The sequence below is a fragment of the Variovorax sp. OV700 genome (assembly GCF_900099805.1).
Taxonomy (GTDB): Bacteria; Pseudomonadota; Gammaproteobacteria; order Burkholderiales; family Burkholderiaceae_C; genus Variovorax.
The window spans coordinates 236,274-253,828 of sequence record NZ_FNDR01000004.1; the positions used below are offsets into that span (position 1 = coordinate 236,274).

The 17,555-nt window shown below is 60.5% G+C and carries 12 protein-coding genes; all 12 read left to right on the forward strand.

Translation table 11 applies throughout. The features are described 5' to 3' along the window. Window positions 1-83 precede the first annotated feature (83 nt). The 12 genes from BLR24_RS11015 (at window position 84) to BLR24_RS11070 (ending at window position 17,535) form a co-directional block, all read left to right on the forward strand. Complete coding sequence (locus tag BLR24_RS11015; protein WP_093016720.1) at window positions 84-1,238, forward strand: DegT/DnrJ/EryC1/StrS family aminotransferase; 1,155 nt, start codon at window positions 84-86, stop codon at window positions 1,236-1,238. Continuing rightward, the gene (locus BLR24_RS11020; RefSeq protein WP_093016722.1) at window positions 1,238-1,996 is read left to right on the forward strand and encodes a WbqC family protein; all 759 of its coding nucleotides are present in this window, start codon (window positions 1,238-1,240) and stop codon (window positions 1,994-1,996) included. Before BLR24_RS11015 ends, BLR24_RS11020 begins: the two co-directional genes overlap by 1 nt. Window positions 1,997-2,054: 58 nt before the next feature. Then, window positions 2,055-2,798: a class I SAM-dependent methyltransferase gene (locus BLR24_RS11025; protein ID WP_093016724.1), complete on the forward strand. Its 744-nt coding sequence runs from the start codon at window positions 2,055-2,057 to the stop codon at window positions 2,796-2,798. A gap of 38 nt (window positions 2,799-2,836) precedes the next feature. After that, complete coding sequence (locus BLR24_RS11030) at window positions 2,837-3,955, forward strand: 50S ribosomal protein L11 methyltransferase (protein ID WP_093016726.1); 1,119 nt, start codon at window positions 2,837-2,839, stop codon at window positions 3,953-3,955. 65 nt (window positions 3,956-4,020) lie between these two features. Then, window positions 4,021-10,425 carry a glycosyltransferase gene (locus BLR24_RS11035; RefSeq protein ID WP_093016728.1) on the forward strand — a complete coding sequence of 2,135 codons (6,405 nt, stop codon included), beginning with the start codon at window positions 4,021-4,023 and terminating at the stop codon, window positions 10,423-10,425. Further along, window positions 10,422-11,147 (forward strand): glycosyltransferase family A protein, encoded by a 726-nt coding sequence (locus BLR24_RS11040; protein WP_093016730.1) that lies wholly within the window; start codon window positions 10,422-10,424, stop codon window positions 11,145-11,147. The genes BLR24_RS11035 and BLR24_RS11040 overlap by 4 nt, the downstream gene beginning before the upstream one ends. Before the next feature lie 186 nt (window positions 11,148-11,333). Beyond that, window positions 11,334-12,530 carry a nuclear transport factor 2 family protein gene (locus BLR24_RS11045; protein ID WP_093016732.1) on the forward strand — a complete coding sequence of 399 codons (1,197 nt, stop codon included), beginning with the start codon at window positions 11,334-11,336 and terminating at the stop codon, window positions 12,528-12,530. Further along, complete coding sequence (locus BLR24_RS11050; protein ID WP_254787239.1) at window positions 12,530-13,945, forward strand: L,D-transpeptidase family protein; 1,416 nt, start codon at window positions 12,530-12,532, stop codon at window positions 13,943-13,945. Before BLR24_RS11045 ends, BLR24_RS11050 begins: the two co-directional genes overlap by 1 nt. Window positions 13,946-14,367: 422 nt before the next feature. After that, a complete protein-coding gene (locus BLR24_RS11055) occupies window positions 14,368-14,547 on the forward strand; it encodes a Flp family type IVb pilin (RefSeq protein WP_093016736.1) in 180 nt (59 codons plus the stop codon). After that, window positions 14,548-15,063 (forward strand): A24 family peptidase, encoded by a 516-nt coding sequence (locus tag BLR24_RS11060; RefSeq protein WP_254787240.1) that lies wholly within the window; start codon window positions 14,548-14,550, stop codon window positions 15,061-15,063. A 66-nt stretch (window positions 15,064-15,129) separates the two neighbouring features. Next, a complete protein-coding gene (gene cpaB, locus BLR24_RS11065; protein ID WP_093016738.1) occupies window positions 15,130-16,119 on the forward strand; it encodes a Flp pilus assembly protein CpaB in 990 nt (329 codons plus the stop codon). 48 nt (window positions 16,120-16,167) lie between these two features. Next, window positions 16,168-17,535 carry a type II and III secretion system protein family protein gene (locus tag BLR24_RS11070; protein WP_254787241.1) on the forward strand — a complete coding sequence of 456 codons (1,368 nt, stop codon included), beginning with the start codon at window positions 16,168-16,170 and terminating at the stop codon, window positions 17,533-17,535. Window positions 17,536-17,555: the final 20 nt, after the last annotated feature.

The following is a 17,555-nucleotide window of genomic DNA, read 5'->3' on the forward strand; positions in this document are numbered from 1 at the left end:
GGGCATCACAAGGCTTCGCAATGCTTTTCGACAACGCACCAGTGGTACTGGAGGAACGTGGGAGCACTGAGCCAGGTGAATGCATGTGGCCTCAAGACCACGGCCCACGCAATGCAAAGACATCCGGGGCTCCCATCTATGTAACCCAGCCGGTCCTTCCGCCACTCGACGAGTTCTTGCCTTACCTGCGCGAAATCTGGGACAGCAAGATACTTACCAACGGCGGCCCTTTCCATGAGCGACTCGAGGCTGCGCTGTGCGAATACCTCGGCGTCGAGCACATATCGCTCTTCACCAATTGCACGATCGGGCTGGTCACCGCACTGCAGGCCCTGCGAGTGTCCGGGGAAGTCATCACCACGCCCTACTCGTTCACCGCGACCGCGCATTCCCTCTTGTGGAACCGCATCAAGCCGGTATTCGTCGACATCGATCCCCATACGCTCAACCTCGATCCGGCGCGGATCGAAGCGGCGATAACGCCCGCTACCAGCGCCATCATGCCTGTCCATTGCTATGGACATCCCTGCGATGTCGAGGCGATCGAGAAGATCGCACGGGCGCACGGACTGAAGGTGATCTATGACGCCGCCCACGCCTTCGGTGTGCAACTGCACAGCGGCAGCCTTCTCAAGCACGGTGACCTGTCCGTGCTGAGCTTTCATGCCACCAAGGTCTTCAATACGTTCGAAGGCGGCGCCATCGTGTCACCCGATGCGCAAACCAAACGCCATATCGACCAATTGAAGAACTTCGGCTTCGTCGACGAAGTCACGGTGGTCACGCCAGGCATCAACGGCAAGATGAGCGAGTTCAATGCCGCACTCGGCCTTCTGCAGTTGCGCGAAGTGAATCAGGCAATTGCCAGGCGCGGCGAGATCGACGCGCGATACAGGCAAGGGTTGCGTGCGGTCGAGGGCATCCACTGCATCGGAAATGCGGGCGAACGCATTGCGAACCACGCCTACTTTCCGGTACTTGTTCGGCCGGAGTACCCGCTTGCGCGCGACGAGCTCTACGCGATGCTGCAGGCAAACGACATCCACACTCGGCGCTACTTCTACCCGCTTGTGAGCAGTTTCGAGATGTACCGCGATCTGCCTTCGGCTCAGCCGAGCGGGCTGCCGGTGGCACACAAGGCGGCAGAAGAGGTGATCTGCCTGCCGATCTACCCCGCGCTTTCCAACGCGGATGTGGACCGCATCATCGCCATCTTGCAACAGGCTGGATCGCAGTGATGAAGCGCTTGGCCTCCATGCAGCCCTACTTCTTTCCCTACCTCGGGTACTGGCAATTGATTGCCGCAGTGGATTGCTTCGAGCTGTTCGACCAAGCCCAATACATCGATCGAGGTTGGGTGAACCGCAATCGCATCCTCAAGCCGGGTGGCGGATGGAGCTACATCCAAGTGCCGGTTGCAAAGCATCCGTTCACAACCGCGATTCGCGACGTGAAGATCGCGCCATTGCCAGAGTGGAAGACCAGGATCGTCAATCAGCTTGCGGAGTACAGAACGAAGGCACCGTTCTTCGCTGAAACGATGGAACTCGTCGAATCCGCGCTGTTCGGTGGCCAGGAGCCAACCATCGGCGCGCTGAACTGCCGCATCGTGCGGCAGGTCTGTGACGCACTGTCGATTCGCAGCGAGATTGTCGCCTCGTCGGACTACGACTACGACTACGGCACGATCCCCGACCGTGGCGATCGTACGCTGGCCATGGTGCAAAACATGGGAGCCAGCGAATTCATCAATCCGATCGACGGCATATCGCTTCTGGATCCGGACAAGTTTGCGCGTTGCGGCATCAAGCTAAGTGCGCTGAAGCCACCGACCATCGCGTATCCGCAAGCCGGAGATCGATTCGAACCGGCTTTGTCGATCATCGACGTGATGATGTTCAATGGAATTGCAGAGACGAGTCAATTGATATCGGCAAGCAGCATCGTGCCCGCGATAAATCCATTGGCGCCGGCTTTTCAATTGGATTGCGCATGAACTGCCTCGCTACCGTCCTTCTCTGTCATTAGCCCGTCTGCCCCGAATCGATCCTTTCATGCCCACATCATCGTGGGAGCGCGGCAGGACCAAAATTGAAAAAGTCATGACTCATTACTGGAAAAATTATTACGAAGCCAATGCAGACAAGTTCGCCGACTCCCTCATGAAGCAAGTGGACCGCACGATCAACGGTGCCGAAGAGGAGCAAAGCGAAATTGATCTGACCGTCGAAAGCCTGAGGCAGGTGCTTAATCTCGATAGCACCGACCAAGTTGCCGACCTGTGCTGCGGAAATGGCCTGCTCACCAGGGCCGTTGCGTGCGGCGTGGCAACGATGATCGGCGTTGATTTTTCCGAAAAACTGATCGCTTGTGCGAACCGCTTCAACGCTGCAAGTAATGTTCGATATGTGGTCGGCGATGTCTCGAAGCTCGATGGTTCCTTTTTTTCCAGTGTAACCAAGGTGTTCATGGAATCCTCGGTACAGCATCTCGAATCCGATGAGCTATCAAGATTACTACGCACATTGGGCAGCACCCCGAATATCGAGGCGGTCTTTATTGGTGGCGTTCCCGACGCGGACCGCCTGAGTGTCTATTACGACGACGACCGAAAAATGGCTTTTTACCGCCAGCGCGAGGCTGAAGGCAGGCCGCACATAGGCACTTGGTGGTCTCAGCCTCAATTGCAGAAGGTAGTCGAGGACAGCGGATTGCGAGTGCGGTTTTTGCCCCAGGACGCGAGGCTCACTTCAGCATACTACCGGTACGACTGCCTCATCGAGCGGCCGAGCCGCTAGCAAATTCACGCACGCAGTGAACTGCTCAGAGCAAAAATATGAACAAAAAAGTCGGCTTATCCCCTGAAGGGCACCTTCTTGCCAATAATTTTCGCGTGCCGCGAGATGCAAACAGCAATTCCGGTCTAAATGAAGAGTTGATCGGCCAGTTGATTCAGCTGGGCGTCCTCTCCACGCTCAGCGATACAACTCAACCCATCGATCTTCATCGCAATTTCCAGGGCTGGAAAAGTCAAAGAGGCATGCTGCTGGATACGCGCAGAACGCGAGCCTTCAGAGATGCCATCGAGCAGACGATAAGAGGCGGCGAGACGGTCATAGACGTCGGTTCGGGATCGGGAATTCTGTCGATGTTTGCTGCTCGCGCCGGGGCCAAAGAGGTTTTCGCTCTGGAAATAACGAGTGCCATAGAGTTATCGCGCCTTATCGCTCAAAGAAATGGACTTCATGCGATCGAGTTCATCCAAGGAGACGCAGGCAATTTTGAGGCAGACTCGAAAGTCGACTTAATAATTTCCGAATTCATCGGAATGTATGTACTGGATGAATGGCTTCATTTTTCCGCCTTCGCAAAAGTACGAGACGCCAATTTGAAAGAAGATGGAAAGGTTATTCCAAAATCGGCCCAAATGTATTTGTCCGCCATAGACAATCACCGCCTCTACGTGGAGAGAGGACAGGGATTTTGGGAAACTCCGGTCTTCGGCTTTGATTTTTCCGATGTACTTGCCGTGGAGACAACGCGTCCGCAAAGAGAGATCGTTTACCAGTTTGAAGAAAAGTCCATAGTAGACACGGCCAGTGTCGCATCGTTTGATTTTAAGACGTCAAAAGTCGACGATTACTTTTTTGAGAAAGAGCTGGAATTCACCTACGCCGCCGCTGGCTTTTGTCATGGCTTTCTGGGCCATTTCGACCTCGAGGTTGTGGAGGGAAAATGCATAAGCACCTCACCGCTGGAGAGTTCCACGAATTGGAGGCAATCGTATTTTCCGATGCCAAAAATTGCAGTCGAGGCAGGGGAAAAAATAAATCTTGTCTTTCGCACCTTCAAGAATTCCGAGAGCGGCGAATTTTGCATTGGGCTGCAACTAAAAAACAGAAGGGCAGAAGAACAGCCGCCTGAACTAGTTTATGTGCTGGACAGTGCAAGTTGAATTTCCCACATAAATTGAAGCCGGTTTTCTGGAACAGAGAGACTGTTTGCGCTTCGGAATAAAAAATGCCAAAAATCTCCGTCATACTTACATCATTCAATCACGAAAAATATATACGTGAATCGATTGATAGCGTGCTTCACCAAAGCTTCTCCGATCTAGAGCTTCTTATTCTTGACGATGCCTCGTCGGACAATTCATGGTCGATCATCAACGGCTATTCGGACGATCGAATAAAGCTCTTTCGTAGCCAGGCCAACGGGGAAATATCGCCTCTGATCGAAAAAGTCATACGTGAAGTTGCAACTGGCGAATACATAGCCATGCATCATTCAGATGACGTATGGGAACCTGAAAAACTCGCCAAGCAAATAGCCTACATTGACGGACGCCCGGAGGTCGGCGCCGTATTTACTTGGGTGCAAGTTATCGACGAAACGGGCGCCCGGCGCGAAAACGACTGGTTCAATCGAGGCAATCAGCCTCGATGGGCGTGGCTGAAAGAATTGTTCGATGAAAAAAACACGCTCAATCATCCCAGCGCGCTCATCCGCAGACGTTGCTACGACGAGATCGGGGGCTACCGCTATGGGCTCGGGCAAATAGACGACGCCGAATTCTGGAGCCGCCTCGTGCTCCGGCATCCAATCCATGTACTTGAAGAAAAGCTGACGCTGCATCGGCTCTTTTCGGACAACTCGAACGTCAGCGGTGACCGCCCGGACGTCGCCGTGCGCATTAGCCATGAATGGAACTTCCTGCGCGAAAACCTTCTCAGCCTCCGCGGTTTCGACGAGATCGTGCAGGTGTTCCCCGAACTTGAGCGGTGGCGCCACCCAAAGGGGTTTAACGCCAAGTTTCTTCTGGCCATGGCGTGCGTGCAATCGCCGCATCGCAGCGCCTGGGTTCTCGGCTTGCAATGGCTATTCGAGTTGCTGAACGACACGGCTCAGCAAAATCAACTGGCCGAACTCTATGCATTCACCGATTTCAGCTTCATCAAGCTGTCAGCCACTCTCGACAGCTTCCGGGTGGAAGCCACGAAGCAGCATCAACGCGACGTGGCCGAATATGAAACAAGAATTCAGGGAGTGCTGTCGGAGTACGCTGCATTGCGAGGTGTACTGGCTGAACGCGATCTCCTGCTGAAGGATTCGTTGAGCGAGTACGCAAGCAATGTGCAGCGCCTGCAGGAGGAATACGTGGAAGCCAGCCACCGCACGCAGGCGACCCATCAAGAGGCTCTCAGCGCATTGGAGGCCAAGGTCGAAGAACTGCGGCTTACGCATCTCGAGAAAGATCAGGCTGTGTCCGAAGCTCGGCAGCTCGCCGAAGCGCAGTGCGCGCTGGCCGCGACGGAATCCCGCAGAGCCGACACGGCGCTTGAACGAGCCGAGGCGGAGCGTGCGAGAGCAGAGGTCACTCGGACCTTGGTAGAGACTGCGGAGGCCAGAGCCACGTCGGCGCAAAACCTGGCTGAGGCTGCGGAGGCCAGGGCCGAAGCGGCGGAAAACTCGGCTGAGGCTGCGGAGGCCAGAGCCACGTCGGCGCAAAACCTGGCTGAGGCTGCGGAGGCCAGGGCCGAAGCGGCGGAAAACTCGGCTGAGACTGCGGAGGCCAGAGCCACGTCGGCGCAAAACCTGGCTGATGCTGCGGAGGCCAAGGCCGAGGCTGCGGAAAACTCGGCTGATGCCGCGGAGGCCAGGGCTGCGGCGGAGCGCGGCAAAGCCGAAGCCGCGAAAAACCGGGCGGAGGCAGAACAAGCGAGAGCCGATGCAACGCAAAGTAGCGCCCAGGCGGAACGCATCAGAGCTGACGCGGCAGAGCAAGAGGCAACTTGGCAGCGCCAACAAGCGCAGAACGCCAGTACGCAGAGAGAAACCATCGCCGCACGCCTTGCCGCGGTGGAGTCGAGTTCCAGCTGGCGTGCCACGGCCCCGGTCCGGCGCTTCTTGGCGAGCAAGCCGCGTGCCGCGCGCACTGTCCGGCGCGCGGCCAAGTTGATCTGGTGGTCCGCCACCTTGCAGCTCTCGAAAAAGATGGGGGAATGGCGCGCGCGGCGACACGCGACTCGCCCGGCGGCAACCGAGCGAGTACCGGCACCTGCCGATGCGGAGGCGATCGCCCTTGGTCTTTTTGCCCCACCAGAACTCGCCGCCACCGCTCCTCGCCCGGTTGGCAACGCGCTCGGCGAGTGGGCGGCCCAGCTCGATATGCTGAAGGCTCGCTCGACTCTGCTTCTTGCACCGGGTTCGCATGCCGAGCAGTACTTTCAAAACCTCGGTTTCGATGGTGCAGCTGCCGCTGCGTGGGCACGGCTGATCACCATGAGGCAAGCCGATCTCGAAGCAGGCGACGTCGAGAAAGCGGCGGCCAGTCTCGATGCCAATGCCTACTTCCAGACCTTGGCGGACAAGCTTTGTCCTAATCCCTTGTTCGATCCTGCCTTTTATGGGGAGCGCGCGAACCTCCGTGGCGCCGATCGGGACTTGGCCGTCCACTATTTGTTGTTGGGCGAACCCTTGGGCCTGGCGCCCTCGGCACGCTTCGATCCTGCTTACTACTTCAAGTGCCAATTCGATATTGCCGCGGCGGCGATGAACTGCCTCCTGCACTACATCTCGGACGGCCACCTGGAGAATCGGCGGCCTTGCCCCCCACTTGTAGCCGCTCCTTCGCAAGCAGAGGTGATCGCCCTTGGTCTTTTTGCCCCACCAGAACTCGCCGCCACCGCTCCTCGCCCGGTTGGCAACGCGCTCGGCGAGTGGGCGGCCCAGCTCGATATGCTGAAGGCTCGCTCGACTCTGCTTCTTGCACCGGGTTCGCATGCCGAGCAGTACTTTCAAAACCTCGGTTTCGATGGTGCAGCTGCCGCTGCGTGGGCGCGGCTGATCACCGTGAGGCAAGCCGATCTCGAAGCAGGCGACGTCGAGAAAGCGGCGGCCAGTCTCGATGCCAATGCCTACTTCCAGACCTTGGCGGACAAGCTTTGTCCCAATCCCTTGTTCGATCCTGCCTTTTATGGGGAGCGCGCGAACCTCCGTGGCGCCGATCGGGACTTGGCCGTCCACTATTTGTTGTTGGGCGAACCCTTGGGCCTGGCGCCCTCGGCACGCTTCGATCCTGCTTACTACTTCAAGTGCCAATTCGATATTGCCGCGGCGGCGATGAACTGCCTCCTGCACTACATCTCGGACGGCCACCTGGAGAATCGGCGGCCCTGTCCTCCAACAGTCAGGCGCACGGCAAGGCCCGAGCTGATGGATTCGCAACGAGAGAACGTCATCCTGGTGTTGCACGAGACTTCGCGCACCGGCGCCCCTATTCTTGGATGGAACATCGCACGGCTTCTCTCCAAGCGCTACAACGTGTTCACGGTGCTCCTCGGAGAAGGCGCCCTTGCACCCGAATTCGAAGCTGTCAGCGTCGAATCGCACGGCCCTTTCGAGGGAGGGCATCCCACCCCGACCGATGCGGAAGTGGGACTTTCCCCTTTGTTCGAAGGCAGGGTGTTCAAGTACGCCATCGTGAACAGCATCGAATCCCGCGTCGCACTCCAGGTTTGCGCCGCGCGATTCGTGCCGACCCTCCTGCTGGTGCACGAGTTCGTAACGTACATCTGGCCGGTGGATTCGCTACGAAAAGCACTCGATACGGCATCCGAGGTCGTGTTTCCCGCTCCCTTGGTCGCACGCTCATCGCTCGACGTGCATCCCGCTCTCCAAGCGCGGGGCTTTCACATCGAAGCGCAAGGCATGTCAAGGCTTCCCGAAGGCAGGGCGACCCAAAAGCTGGTTGCGCCTGAGCGGATCCAGACGCTGGCCGCACTGCGGAAAGAGGGCGCCCTGATCGTGATGGGCGCGGGATCGGTCAATCTCCGCAAGGGAGTGGATCTGTTCATCGCTGTTGCGGCCTCAGTGAAGCGCCTGCAACTCAAACGGCGCGTGCATTTCATGTGGATCGGCGAAGGCTACCGGCCGAGCGAAGATATGGGCTATTCCTTCTACCTGAAAGAGCAGCTGAGCCGCTCGGGCCTCGATGCAGACCTGAGCTTCCTCGATGAGGTGTCCGATCTGGAGCCCGTCTACGGGTTGGCCGATATCTTTCTCCTGGCCTCCAGGCTCGATCCCTTGCCGAACGTTTCAATCGATGCGGTTCACAGAGGTATCCCCATCGTCTGCTTCAAGAATGCGAGCGGTATCGCCGACTTGCTCATCGAAGATCCCGAGACAGCGGCGGGCGTGGTCGAGCATCTGGATATTCACGCCGCAGCCGAAGTGATCGGACGCCTTGCCATGGATGAGCCCGCGCGCGCGCGAATGGCGGATGCGACGAAGCGCTTTGCGGCGGCGAAATTCGATATGGAGCGCTATGTTCACCGTCTGGACGAGCTCGGTACAGCGTGCTCGATGAACGTATTGCAGCAGCAGAGGCTCGGAAGATCGGCGCCCTCATTGATCTGGTTCGATGCACAGTGGTATGCGGCTCAGGTGGGAAGCACCACAGATGGCGCCCACGCGCATTTCCTCACAGCCGGCGCGACGCAAGGGCGGTTTCCAAGCGCACTGGTCGAACACATTGTGCAGACCCTCGGCGCGGGACCGCTGTCCATCATGGAAACTTACAGCGCGCTTTCCGCCGCTTCATCGGCGTGGCCCAGCGAAGTTCCGCCGAGTGCAATTCGATTGCTGGTATTCCTGTTCGTGCCCGAGTGGCATGAGGGCGCCGGAACGCCACTGGAGCGGTTTCTTGCGTATCTCCGCGGCGGTATGCCCATCGATGCGGCACCGGGACCACTGTTCGATGCGGGCACCTACAGGCAGCGGGCAGTGGCAGCCGGATTGCCATCGTTCGGTGCTCAGGAAAGCGCCATGCTGCACTGGCTCTCGTATGGCTTCGCCGCGCGCACGGTGCCCACGGAGCGCTTCGATGAAGCGTTCTACCGCAAGGCCAATCCCGATATTGCCGCTTCTTCGCTCTGGGGATTCGCGCATTTCGTGGAGCATGGCCTGAAGGAGCAACGGTCAGCAGGCCATTTCCCGACGTTCCAACGCGGAGTAAGTCCGTACCGCCCGGTCAGCAGCAGCGCCGCTCAGGATCTACATCGACATTGGTTCGCGCTGGACTTTCCAGCACGTGATTACATCTTTGCGGACGAAATAACTGCGAAATTCGAACAGCGATTGCACGAGGTCCTGCGCGCGGACCAGCTGCCGCAGATTTTTTCCGAGATGCAACTGATCGAGCCGGACATCGGGGAGCTTTCTTCGATCACCCACAATCTTCTGCCGCCCTTCTACGATGGCATGCGAACGGTCCACGCCGCGCTGCGCAACCGGTTGCCTGCCACCCATTACGACAGCATCGTGTGTGTGCCGTGGGTCCGCACAGGCGGGGCCGACCTAGTCGCCGGACTGCTGGCAAAGGCTCTGCTGCGCGTTCGTCCGAACGAGCAGATCCTGATCTTGAGGACCGATCACCCGCACTTCGAGCGCGCCAACTGGCTGCCTTCGGGGGTGGACTGCGTAGACGTGTCGGACATCATGAGCAGCATGCTTCCGGCGGCCGCCGAGAACATGTTGCGCGTGATGTTCAGAGGGCTGACCGCGAAGCGCGTCTTTAACGTGAATAGCCGACTGTGCTGGGGCACTTTCCGCACTCACGGCGCCAACCTGGCCACCATACTGGAGACCTATTCCTACATGTTCTGCTGGGATCAGACGCCATCAGGACGAAGAGTCGGCTATCCCTCAGAGTTCTTCGCGGCCACAGCCCCGCACACGACGGCCTTTCTGACTGACACGGCTTTCATGCGGGACGAGTTGACGAAGATGTATCGCCTGAGCGCCGCAGCGAGCAATCGGATCGTGCCGATCTGCACACCAGCGCAGGGGCCGCTCCTGACGCCGTCCATCGCCCGACGCGTGCTTAAAAAGGCCGATCCGGCAAGCCGGAAACTCGTGCTATGGGGCGGTCGGCTGGATCTGCAGAAGCGATTTGACCTAGTTCAAGAGGTCGCGCGCAAGATGCCCGACGTCGAGTTCCGGTGCTGGGGTGCGGCATTGCTGGATGCGCCCCCCGATCTGTCGGCATTGCCGGTCAACTTGAAGATGCAAGGCAGCTTCGATCATTTCGATGAGTTGCCGCTCGACGAAGCCGGCGCCTGGTTGTTCACGGGATTGTGGGAGGGAATGCCAACGACGCTCATCGAACTTGCAACGCGCGGCGTGCCCGTCGTCGCAAGCGCCGTCGGCGGTGTGCCGGAACTCATTCGGCCCGATACCGGCTGGCCCGTTCCGCCTGAGGCATCGACAGAGGACTATGTCGATGTGCTTCGCAGCGCCCTTTCTTGCCCAGAGGAGGCGCTGCGCCGCGCCGAGATCCTGCAGAAGCGCGTGGCTGGTGCCTATTCGGAAACAGTTTACGACCGCACGCTCGGCACCTTGCTTGCAGCGGAACAGACATCATGAAAAACCGCAACATCGACATCACGGCCGTTCTCAATGGACACAAGGAAGGGCTACTGGCCGGGCCCGCGCTGACCAGCTTCGAACGCGCCATCGGCCTGGCGCGGGATGCCGGGCTCCAAGTGGAAGGTGTGATCGTGCTGGACCGCCCCGACGCTGCCACGCGCATGCAATTTGCCAGCGTGGAGTCACGCTACGAGATCTTCGAGACTGACCACGGCGACCCCGGCTTGGCACGCAATTCGGCCGTCGCCGCGGCCAATGGCACTTTTATCTCGTTTCTCGACGGGGACGATCTATGGTCACCCAACTGGCTGGTTGCCGCGCACCAGCTCTGCGCCGCTGAACCCGAAGTGACCGTGGCTCACTCGGAAGTGAACATTATCTTTGGAGAACAGCGTCTTCTCTGGTGGCATATCGACTCTCGCAGCCCGAACTTCGATCCGGGCTATCTGCGCTTCAACAACTATTGGGACGCCATGGCATTTGCGGCAACCGATATTTTCAAGCGCTACCCATTCGAAGCGACGAACCTGTCTCTCGGCTATGGATACGAAGACTGGCATTGGAACTGCGTCACGCTGGAGGCGGGCATTGACCATCGGCCGGCGCTTGGCACGGCGCATTTCAAGCGCCGCAGAAAAGTGTCGCAGCTGGCAATAACCAACGCCGCGAATTCAATCGTCTTGCCCACGCCGCTTTCTTCCTACGGTTGGCTCCCTTGATCTGAAGATTGTTCGGCACTTGCGTCTTCAGCAGGAGGAGAATCAACAGCTCTTGCTTGGCTCATCCGGCAACAGGAGCACGAGCCGCCGGAGGCGGTTGAAACGGTCCGCATCGTGTCCAAAGGTTACGCACGCATTTACAATCCGTGCCGCATCACCCTTTCCCCACACGAGGCCTCGTCCGCAATGCCCAAGAGCCCCCTGCCGCGCGCCCGTTTCAGCTTTTCCCCCACCGTGCGTGCCCTGCTCCTGGCCACTGCCTGCGGCATGGCGCTGCCCGCGCTTGCCGCGGTGGAGCACGATGAGGTCGATCGGCTCATGCAGGCTGGCAAGCTGGACGAAGCCATGTCGCGCGCCGACGCTTTCCTGAAGGACAAGCCGAAGGATCCGCAGATGCGCTTCCTGAAGGGCGTGATCCAGCTGGATACCGGCAAGCGCACCGAAGCCATCGCCGCCTTCACGCAGTTGACACATGACGCGCCCGAACTGCCCGAGCCGTACAACAACCTTGCGGTGATCTACGCGAGCCAGAACCAGTTCGACAAGGCACGCAGCGCGCTCGAAAGCGCGATTCGCACCAACCCGAGCTATGCCACCGCGCAAGAGAACCTGGGCGACGTGTACGCGCGGCTGGCCAGCCAGGCCTACAGCAAGGCGCTGCAACTCGACCAGAACAACACGGCGGTGCAACCCAAGCTGGCGGTGATCCGCACCTTGTTCACTCCGGCACCGGTGGGCGGTAAATCCGCGGCCACGGCGATGGCGGCTGCGCCTGCCGCAAAGACCGCCGCGCCCACTGCTGCGCCTGCGCCTGTCGCGAAGGCGGCCGCTGCCCCAACGCCCACCCCAGCTCCCGTGCCTGCACCTGCGCCAGTCAAGGCAGCAGCACCGGCGGCAGCGCCGACACCCGTGCCACCGGCACCGCCACCGCCTGTGGTGGTGGCGAAGGCGCCCGAGGCTTCGATGCCATCCGCATCCGCATCTGCATCCGCATCCACACCTGCATCCACGCCGGCCGCGGTAGCAGCAGCAGCAACGCCCGGCTCGACGGCCGAGGTGGAATCGGCCGTGCGCGGATGGGCCGCCGCTTGGGCGTCGCAGGACATGGAGCGCTACCTTGGCGCCTACGGCCCCGAGTTCAATCCCGGCGGCGGACAAAGTCGCAAGAGCTGGGAAGAAGAACGCCGCGCGCGAATCGTCGGCAAGTCGAGCATCAGCGTGAATCTCGAGAACCTGGCGATCAACGTCAACGGACAAACCGCGACCGCCAAGTTCCGCCAGATCTATCGCGCAGACAACCTCAACATCTCGAGCCGCAAGACACTGGAGCTGCATCGCTCTGGCAACCAATGGCAAATTCGCAAGGAAAGCGTCGGGGGGTAGTGGCGGACATCGTCCGGCGCGGCCGGCTTCCGAAGAACGCTCCGGTCCCGCGCAGCGGGAACTTGCTTGCGGCGCTCGTGGCGGCGTCGGTCCTTTTGCTGACGGCGCCCGGCCCGGCCAATGCCTCCACCAAGCCCGGCGGTACCACCGCCAACTCGAAGACCAACGGCAGCCGACCGGTCCACCAGGCCGCCAGGGAAGCGAAATCTCGAGCAAAGAAGACCGCTGGCGCACAAACCGCAAGCGCGGCCAGCAGGTCCGCGCCGCGCAAGGCGGCGGCATCTTCGGCCGCCCTTCAGGAAGCCAGCGGCGCCGAGGCCCGACTGATCGCAGTCTACGAACTGTTCGGCCGCGGCCAGGCGCGGCCCGCGCTCGCCAAGGCCCGCAATCTGGTGCGCGACTACCCCAACTTTCAGCTGGCGCAGCTGGTCTACGCCGACCTGCTCGCAACGCAGGTACCACCGGCCCACGCCTTCTCCGACGCCTCGGGCATCGCACGCCTGCGCGGCGATCCGGCCATGGCTGAACTGCGCGAAGAATCGCAGCGGCGCCTGCAGGCCCTGCGCGACAGGCCGCCAGCCGGCACCGTGCCTTCGCAGTTCCTGGCGCTGTCCACGCGCAGCCGCTATGCCATTGCGGTCGATGCCTCGCGTTCGCGGCTCTACCTGCTCGAGAACTCCGACAAGGGGCTGCAGCTGGTGGCCGATTACTACGTGTCGGTCGGCAAGTCGGGCATTGGCAAGGTCGCGGAAGGCGACGCGCGTACACCGCTGGGGGTCTACTACATCACGAGCAGCCTCGATCCGAAGTCGCTGCGCGACTTCTACGGCGCCGGCGCGCTTCCCATCAACTACCCCAACCCGTATGACGTGCGGCGCGGCAAGACCGGTGGAGGCATCTGGCTGCACGGCACCCCGCCCCAGCAGTTTGCGCGCGCGCCGCTGGCAAGCGATGGTTGCGTCGTCATGGCCAACCCCGACCTGAAGCAGCTCTTGCGCAAGGTGCAGATCGGCGCCACCCCCGTGGTCACGGCCCGCAGCCTGCAATGGATCTCGCAGCCACAGGCCCAGAAAGACGCCCAGTCATTCACCAGTGCCATCGCGGCCTGGAAAGATGCACGGGCCAACGGCAATGAAGCGCAATTGAAGAAGTTCTATTTGCCGGAATTCCAGCGCAACAACAATAAAAAATCCCTCGAAGGATTTTCGGTGCTCCACGACGAAGTGGAATATGCCCAAGGCAAACGTGTCCAGTTCAAGGACATGTCGTATCTGCACTGGCGCGATGGTGACGAAACCATGGTCGCCACCTTCGGAGAAGTCTTCGAAGGCGAAAAGAGCGGACGCACTCGGCGTCAATACTGGCTGCGCCAAGGCAGCGAGTGGAAGCTCTTTCACGAAGAAATCCTGGGCTGAACCTGACTTTCGGCCCTCCTATGAGGGGGGTCATGCTCAAAATCCGTGATTTTTTGCTCAGATGTTGGCCCGAACTTGGCCGTTACATCTCGCTTCACGATACCCGTGCTACGTAACACGTAACGCGCTGGTGCCCGTAACGTCGACCTCGTGCGCGTTCCGTCCGCACCGTAACGACGTCCCCCGTTCATGGGATGGGTACCTTTGTTATCAGAGGGAAGAATGGTCTCCGGACTGTTAATCACCCCCTGAAGTTCGATCGCGTCGCAGGACGGCGCGGGCTTGGCCGCGTTCCTGCTTAGACCCTTCGGTTAGCACAGGAACCTTCCTGTCTCATGGGTACCTCTTGTTGATACACAGAGTTACGCCGTATAACATCCACCTGCCGTCACTGTTGTTAACAATTCCTTGAAGGGGAAATTATGCTTCGCTCAATTACTCGTTTTCTGCGCGATGAAGAAGGTGCTACTGCAATTGAATATGGGATTATTGCGGGGTTGATTTCGGTTGTGATGATTACGGCAATTACTGGCACCGACGGAATAGGCGCAAATCTGTCGACCATCTGGACGAACATCAGGACCGCTATCGCAGCTGCTTAAATGACGTTGCAAGCAATGACATCAGCCTATTTGATGTGGTTGCTATTCATTGCCGTTTATGACTTCAGGCAACGCCGCGTCCCTAATTGGCTTGTGCTCGCAGGCGCCTTCCTGGCTCTTGTGGCGCTGACATTGGGGATGGGGCCCGTCAAGCACGACTGGGCTGCCGCCCTGCTCGGTGCAGGCGTGGCTTTTGGTTTTCTGGTGTTTTTCTACGCCCTCGGAGTCATGGGAGCCGGCGACGTGAAGTTCGCGGGAGCGCTCGGACTCTGGGTAGGCTTTTCGGCGCTGCTCCCCGTCTGGCTCATCGGCAGCCTCCTCGCCAGCCTTCATGCCGTGCTTTGGCTGATTCTTCGGCGCTGGCCAGTTTCCCCCCGGTTTTCGCTCGCGCCGTTCGGGCCGTCGCCGCCGACAGATGGAAGTCCATCGCCGACCCGGGTTCGCTTTATTCCCTATGCGGCCTATCTCGCGCTGGCCGCCGCGGTGTGGATGGTTTGGGGTCGACAGAGCGCCTAGTCGCTCCGCCACCACGAGCTGTTCATCGATAGCTCTCGAATTGCTCCTTTTCTTGACACGCCGCTCATGATCAATCTCACCAAAATCATCGCCGCCGTCCTCGTGCTCCTGGCCCTCGCGCTCGGCGGCTATGCATGGCTGCTGAGCCGCAAGCCCCCACCGCCCGTCGCGGTCGCCGCCTCTGCCGCCGCTCCGGGCAAGGCCGCCCAGGCGCAAACCTTTCCCGTGGTCGTGGCAGCCAAGCCGCTGCCGGCGGGCCTGCCGATCCCGGCCGATGCACTTCGCATCGAACGCCTGACGATCAATCCAGTGGGCGCCTTCCAGGACACCGCGCCGCTCGCGGGGCGCGTGCCGGTGATCGACCTGAGCGAAGGCTCGCCGCTTCTCCAAGCCCAGCTCGTTTCCGGTCTTGCGCTGCGCATCGCTGAAGGCGAGCGTGCTGTCGCCATCAAGGCCGACGAGATCATGGGTGTGGGCAACAAGGTTCAACCCGGCGACTTCGTCGACGTGTTCCTGATGCTCAAGTCGGACGGCAAGGACATCGACCGCAGCCAGGCGCGCCTCTTCCTGTCGCGCAAGCGCGTGCTGGCCTACGGCAGCGCCTCCGTCGATGGTCTGCCTTCCAAGATGGACAAAAACGGTACCGCACAGCAGGCCCAGCGCGCCGAGGCAGCCCGGACTGCCGTGCTCGCAGTGCCGGTGGACGATGTCAACCGGCTCACGCTTGCCGAAAACAGCGGCCGCTTGATCCTGGCGCTGCGCAATCCCACCGATATGTCGGAACCCGATCCGAAGCTCTTTGCCGAGTTGCCCACCGCTTTGCAACCGTCTCCGCCGAAAGCCGGCGAACCGCGTCGCCCGCAACTCGAAGGACTGGACCGCGCGCAGGCCGGTATCACCACGGCGGATTTCGTGACCGGCGGCAAGCCGGGCAGCGCCTCACGCGTGCCGGCTATCGCTGCTGCGCGGATTCCAGCGGCTCGCACCGACGACTCCCGCGGCGGACTCAAGGTCGAAGTCATTCGTGGCGACCGCAGCGAAACCATCAACTACTGATCAGCAACAAGCGGCACGCCCATGCATGCCACGCAGAAAACGAACTCCATGACGATCGCCCTTCTCGCGAAAACAACCGGCCCGGCCCGTCCACTGCGTCCAGCACTCGCGGTGCTGTGCCTGCTGGCCTCGGGCGTCTGGCCTGTGGTTTCCGCAGCCGCAGATCCGGCAGAAGCGCCGTCTCTTCGCCCCGCAATTCAACTGCGGATCGACGCAGGCACGCAAAAGGAACTGCTGATCGGCAAGGGTATCGAGCGCATGGCCATCGCCGACGAGACGGTGGCCGGTGTCGCGCTCACCCGCCAATCGCCCAACTCGCCGGCCGCGCGCCTCATCGTCACCGGCAAGGCTGCGGGGCGGACCACGCTCATGGTCTGGGAAAAAGGCCAGTCGACCGCCACGGTCTACGCGCTCGAAGTGCGGCGCCGCGCCTCGACGCTCTCCGGCTCGCTCAACAGCATGACGGCGCACCAGGAAGCGCGCGACGCGGCGATGGCCGCCGGCGGAGAAAAGTCGGCACTGATCGATCGCTCAGTCATCAACGTACGAAGCAACACCGTGCAGGTCGAAGTCAAGATCGTCGAGTTCAACCGCAGCGTGCTCAAGCAAGCCGGCCTCAACATCTTCAGCACGCGCGCCAACTCCAACGGCTTCAGCTTCGGGGTCTTCACGCCATCATCGCTGCGCTCGGTTTCCTTCGCTCCCAACGGTGCAGTCAGCGGTGAATACAGCAATCCGCTCGCCCAGGCCTTCAGCCTCCTGTTCAATTTTGGCAAGGCCGGGATCGGCCTGAACGTCGGCTTCCTCGAAGGCAACGGCATGGCCCGCGTTCTTGCGGAACCGACGCTGGTGGCGCTGTCGGGCCAGAGCGCGAGCTTCCTGGCCGGCGGCGAACTGCCCGTGCCCGCTCCCCAGGGCCTGGGCACCACGAGCATCGAATACAAGCCGTTCGGCATCGGCCTTACGCTCACGCCCACCGTGCTGTCGAACGACCGCATCGTGCTCAAGGTGGCACCCGAAGCCAGCGACCTGGACTACACCAACTCGCTCAGCATTGGCGGTGTCGCGGTGCCCGCCATCAGCACGCGCCGTGCCGACACCACGGTCGAACTCGGCGACGGCGAGAGCTTCATCATCGGCGGGCTGGTGAGCCGCACCACGACATCGAACGCTGACAAGGTTCCATTGCTGGGCGACATTCCGGTGCTCGGAACCTTCTTCAAGCAGACCAAATACCAGATGAGCGAGAAGGAACTGGTGATTCTTGTCACGCCGCACCTGGTGAAGCCGATCGCCCGGGGCACCGATCTCGGTCCGTACCTTCCCGGTGGTGCCGAACAACGCGATGGCGCCGTGTGGCGATCGCACCTGCTGGGGCCGGCGTCGGGCACGACTGTCCCGGGCTTCTCGCGTTGACGCATACCGATCACGAAACG

Coding starts and splice junctions, on each gene's coding strand:
- BLR24_RS11015 (WP_093016720.1), top strand. CDS start 84: ATGTGGCCTCAAGACCACGGCCCACGCAATGCAAAGACATCCGGGGCT.
- BLR24_RS11020 (WP_093016722.1), top strand. CDS start 1,238: ATGAAGCGCTTGGCCTCCATGCAGCCCTACTTCTTTCCCTACCTCGGG.
- BLR24_RS11025 (WP_093016724.1), top strand. CDS start 2,055: ATGCCCACATCATCGTGGGAGCGCGGCAGGACCAAAATTGAAAAAGTC.
- BLR24_RS11030 (WP_093016726.1), top strand. CDS start 2,837: ATGAACAAAAAAGTCGGCTTATCCCCTGAAGGGCACCTTCTTGCCAAT.
- BLR24_RS11035 (WP_093016728.1), top strand. CDS start 4,021: ATGCCAAAAATCTCCGTCATACTTACATCATTCAATCACGAAAAATAT.
- BLR24_RS11040 (WP_093016730.1), top strand. CDS start 10,422: ATGAAAAACCGCAACATCGACATCACGGCCGTTCTCAATGGACACAAG.
- BLR24_RS11045 (WP_093016732.1), top strand. CDS start 11,334: ATGCCCAAGAGCCCCCTGCCGCGCGCCCGTTTCAGCTTTTCCCCCACC.
- BLR24_RS11055 (WP_093016736.1), top strand. CDS start 14,368: ATGCTTCGCTCAATTACTCGTTTTCTGCGCGATGAAGAAGGTGCTACT.
- BLR24_RS11060 (WP_254787240.1), top strand. CDS start 14,548: ATGACGTTGCAAGCAATGACATCAGCCTATTTGATGTGGTTGCTATTC.
- cpaB (WP_093016738.1), top strand. CDS start 15,130: ATGATCAATCTCACCAAAATCATCGCCGCCGTCCTCGTGCTCCTGGCC.
- BLR24_RS11070 (WP_254787241.1), top strand. CDS start 16,168: ATGACGATCGCCCTTCTCGCGAAAACAACCGGCCCGGCCCGTCCACTG.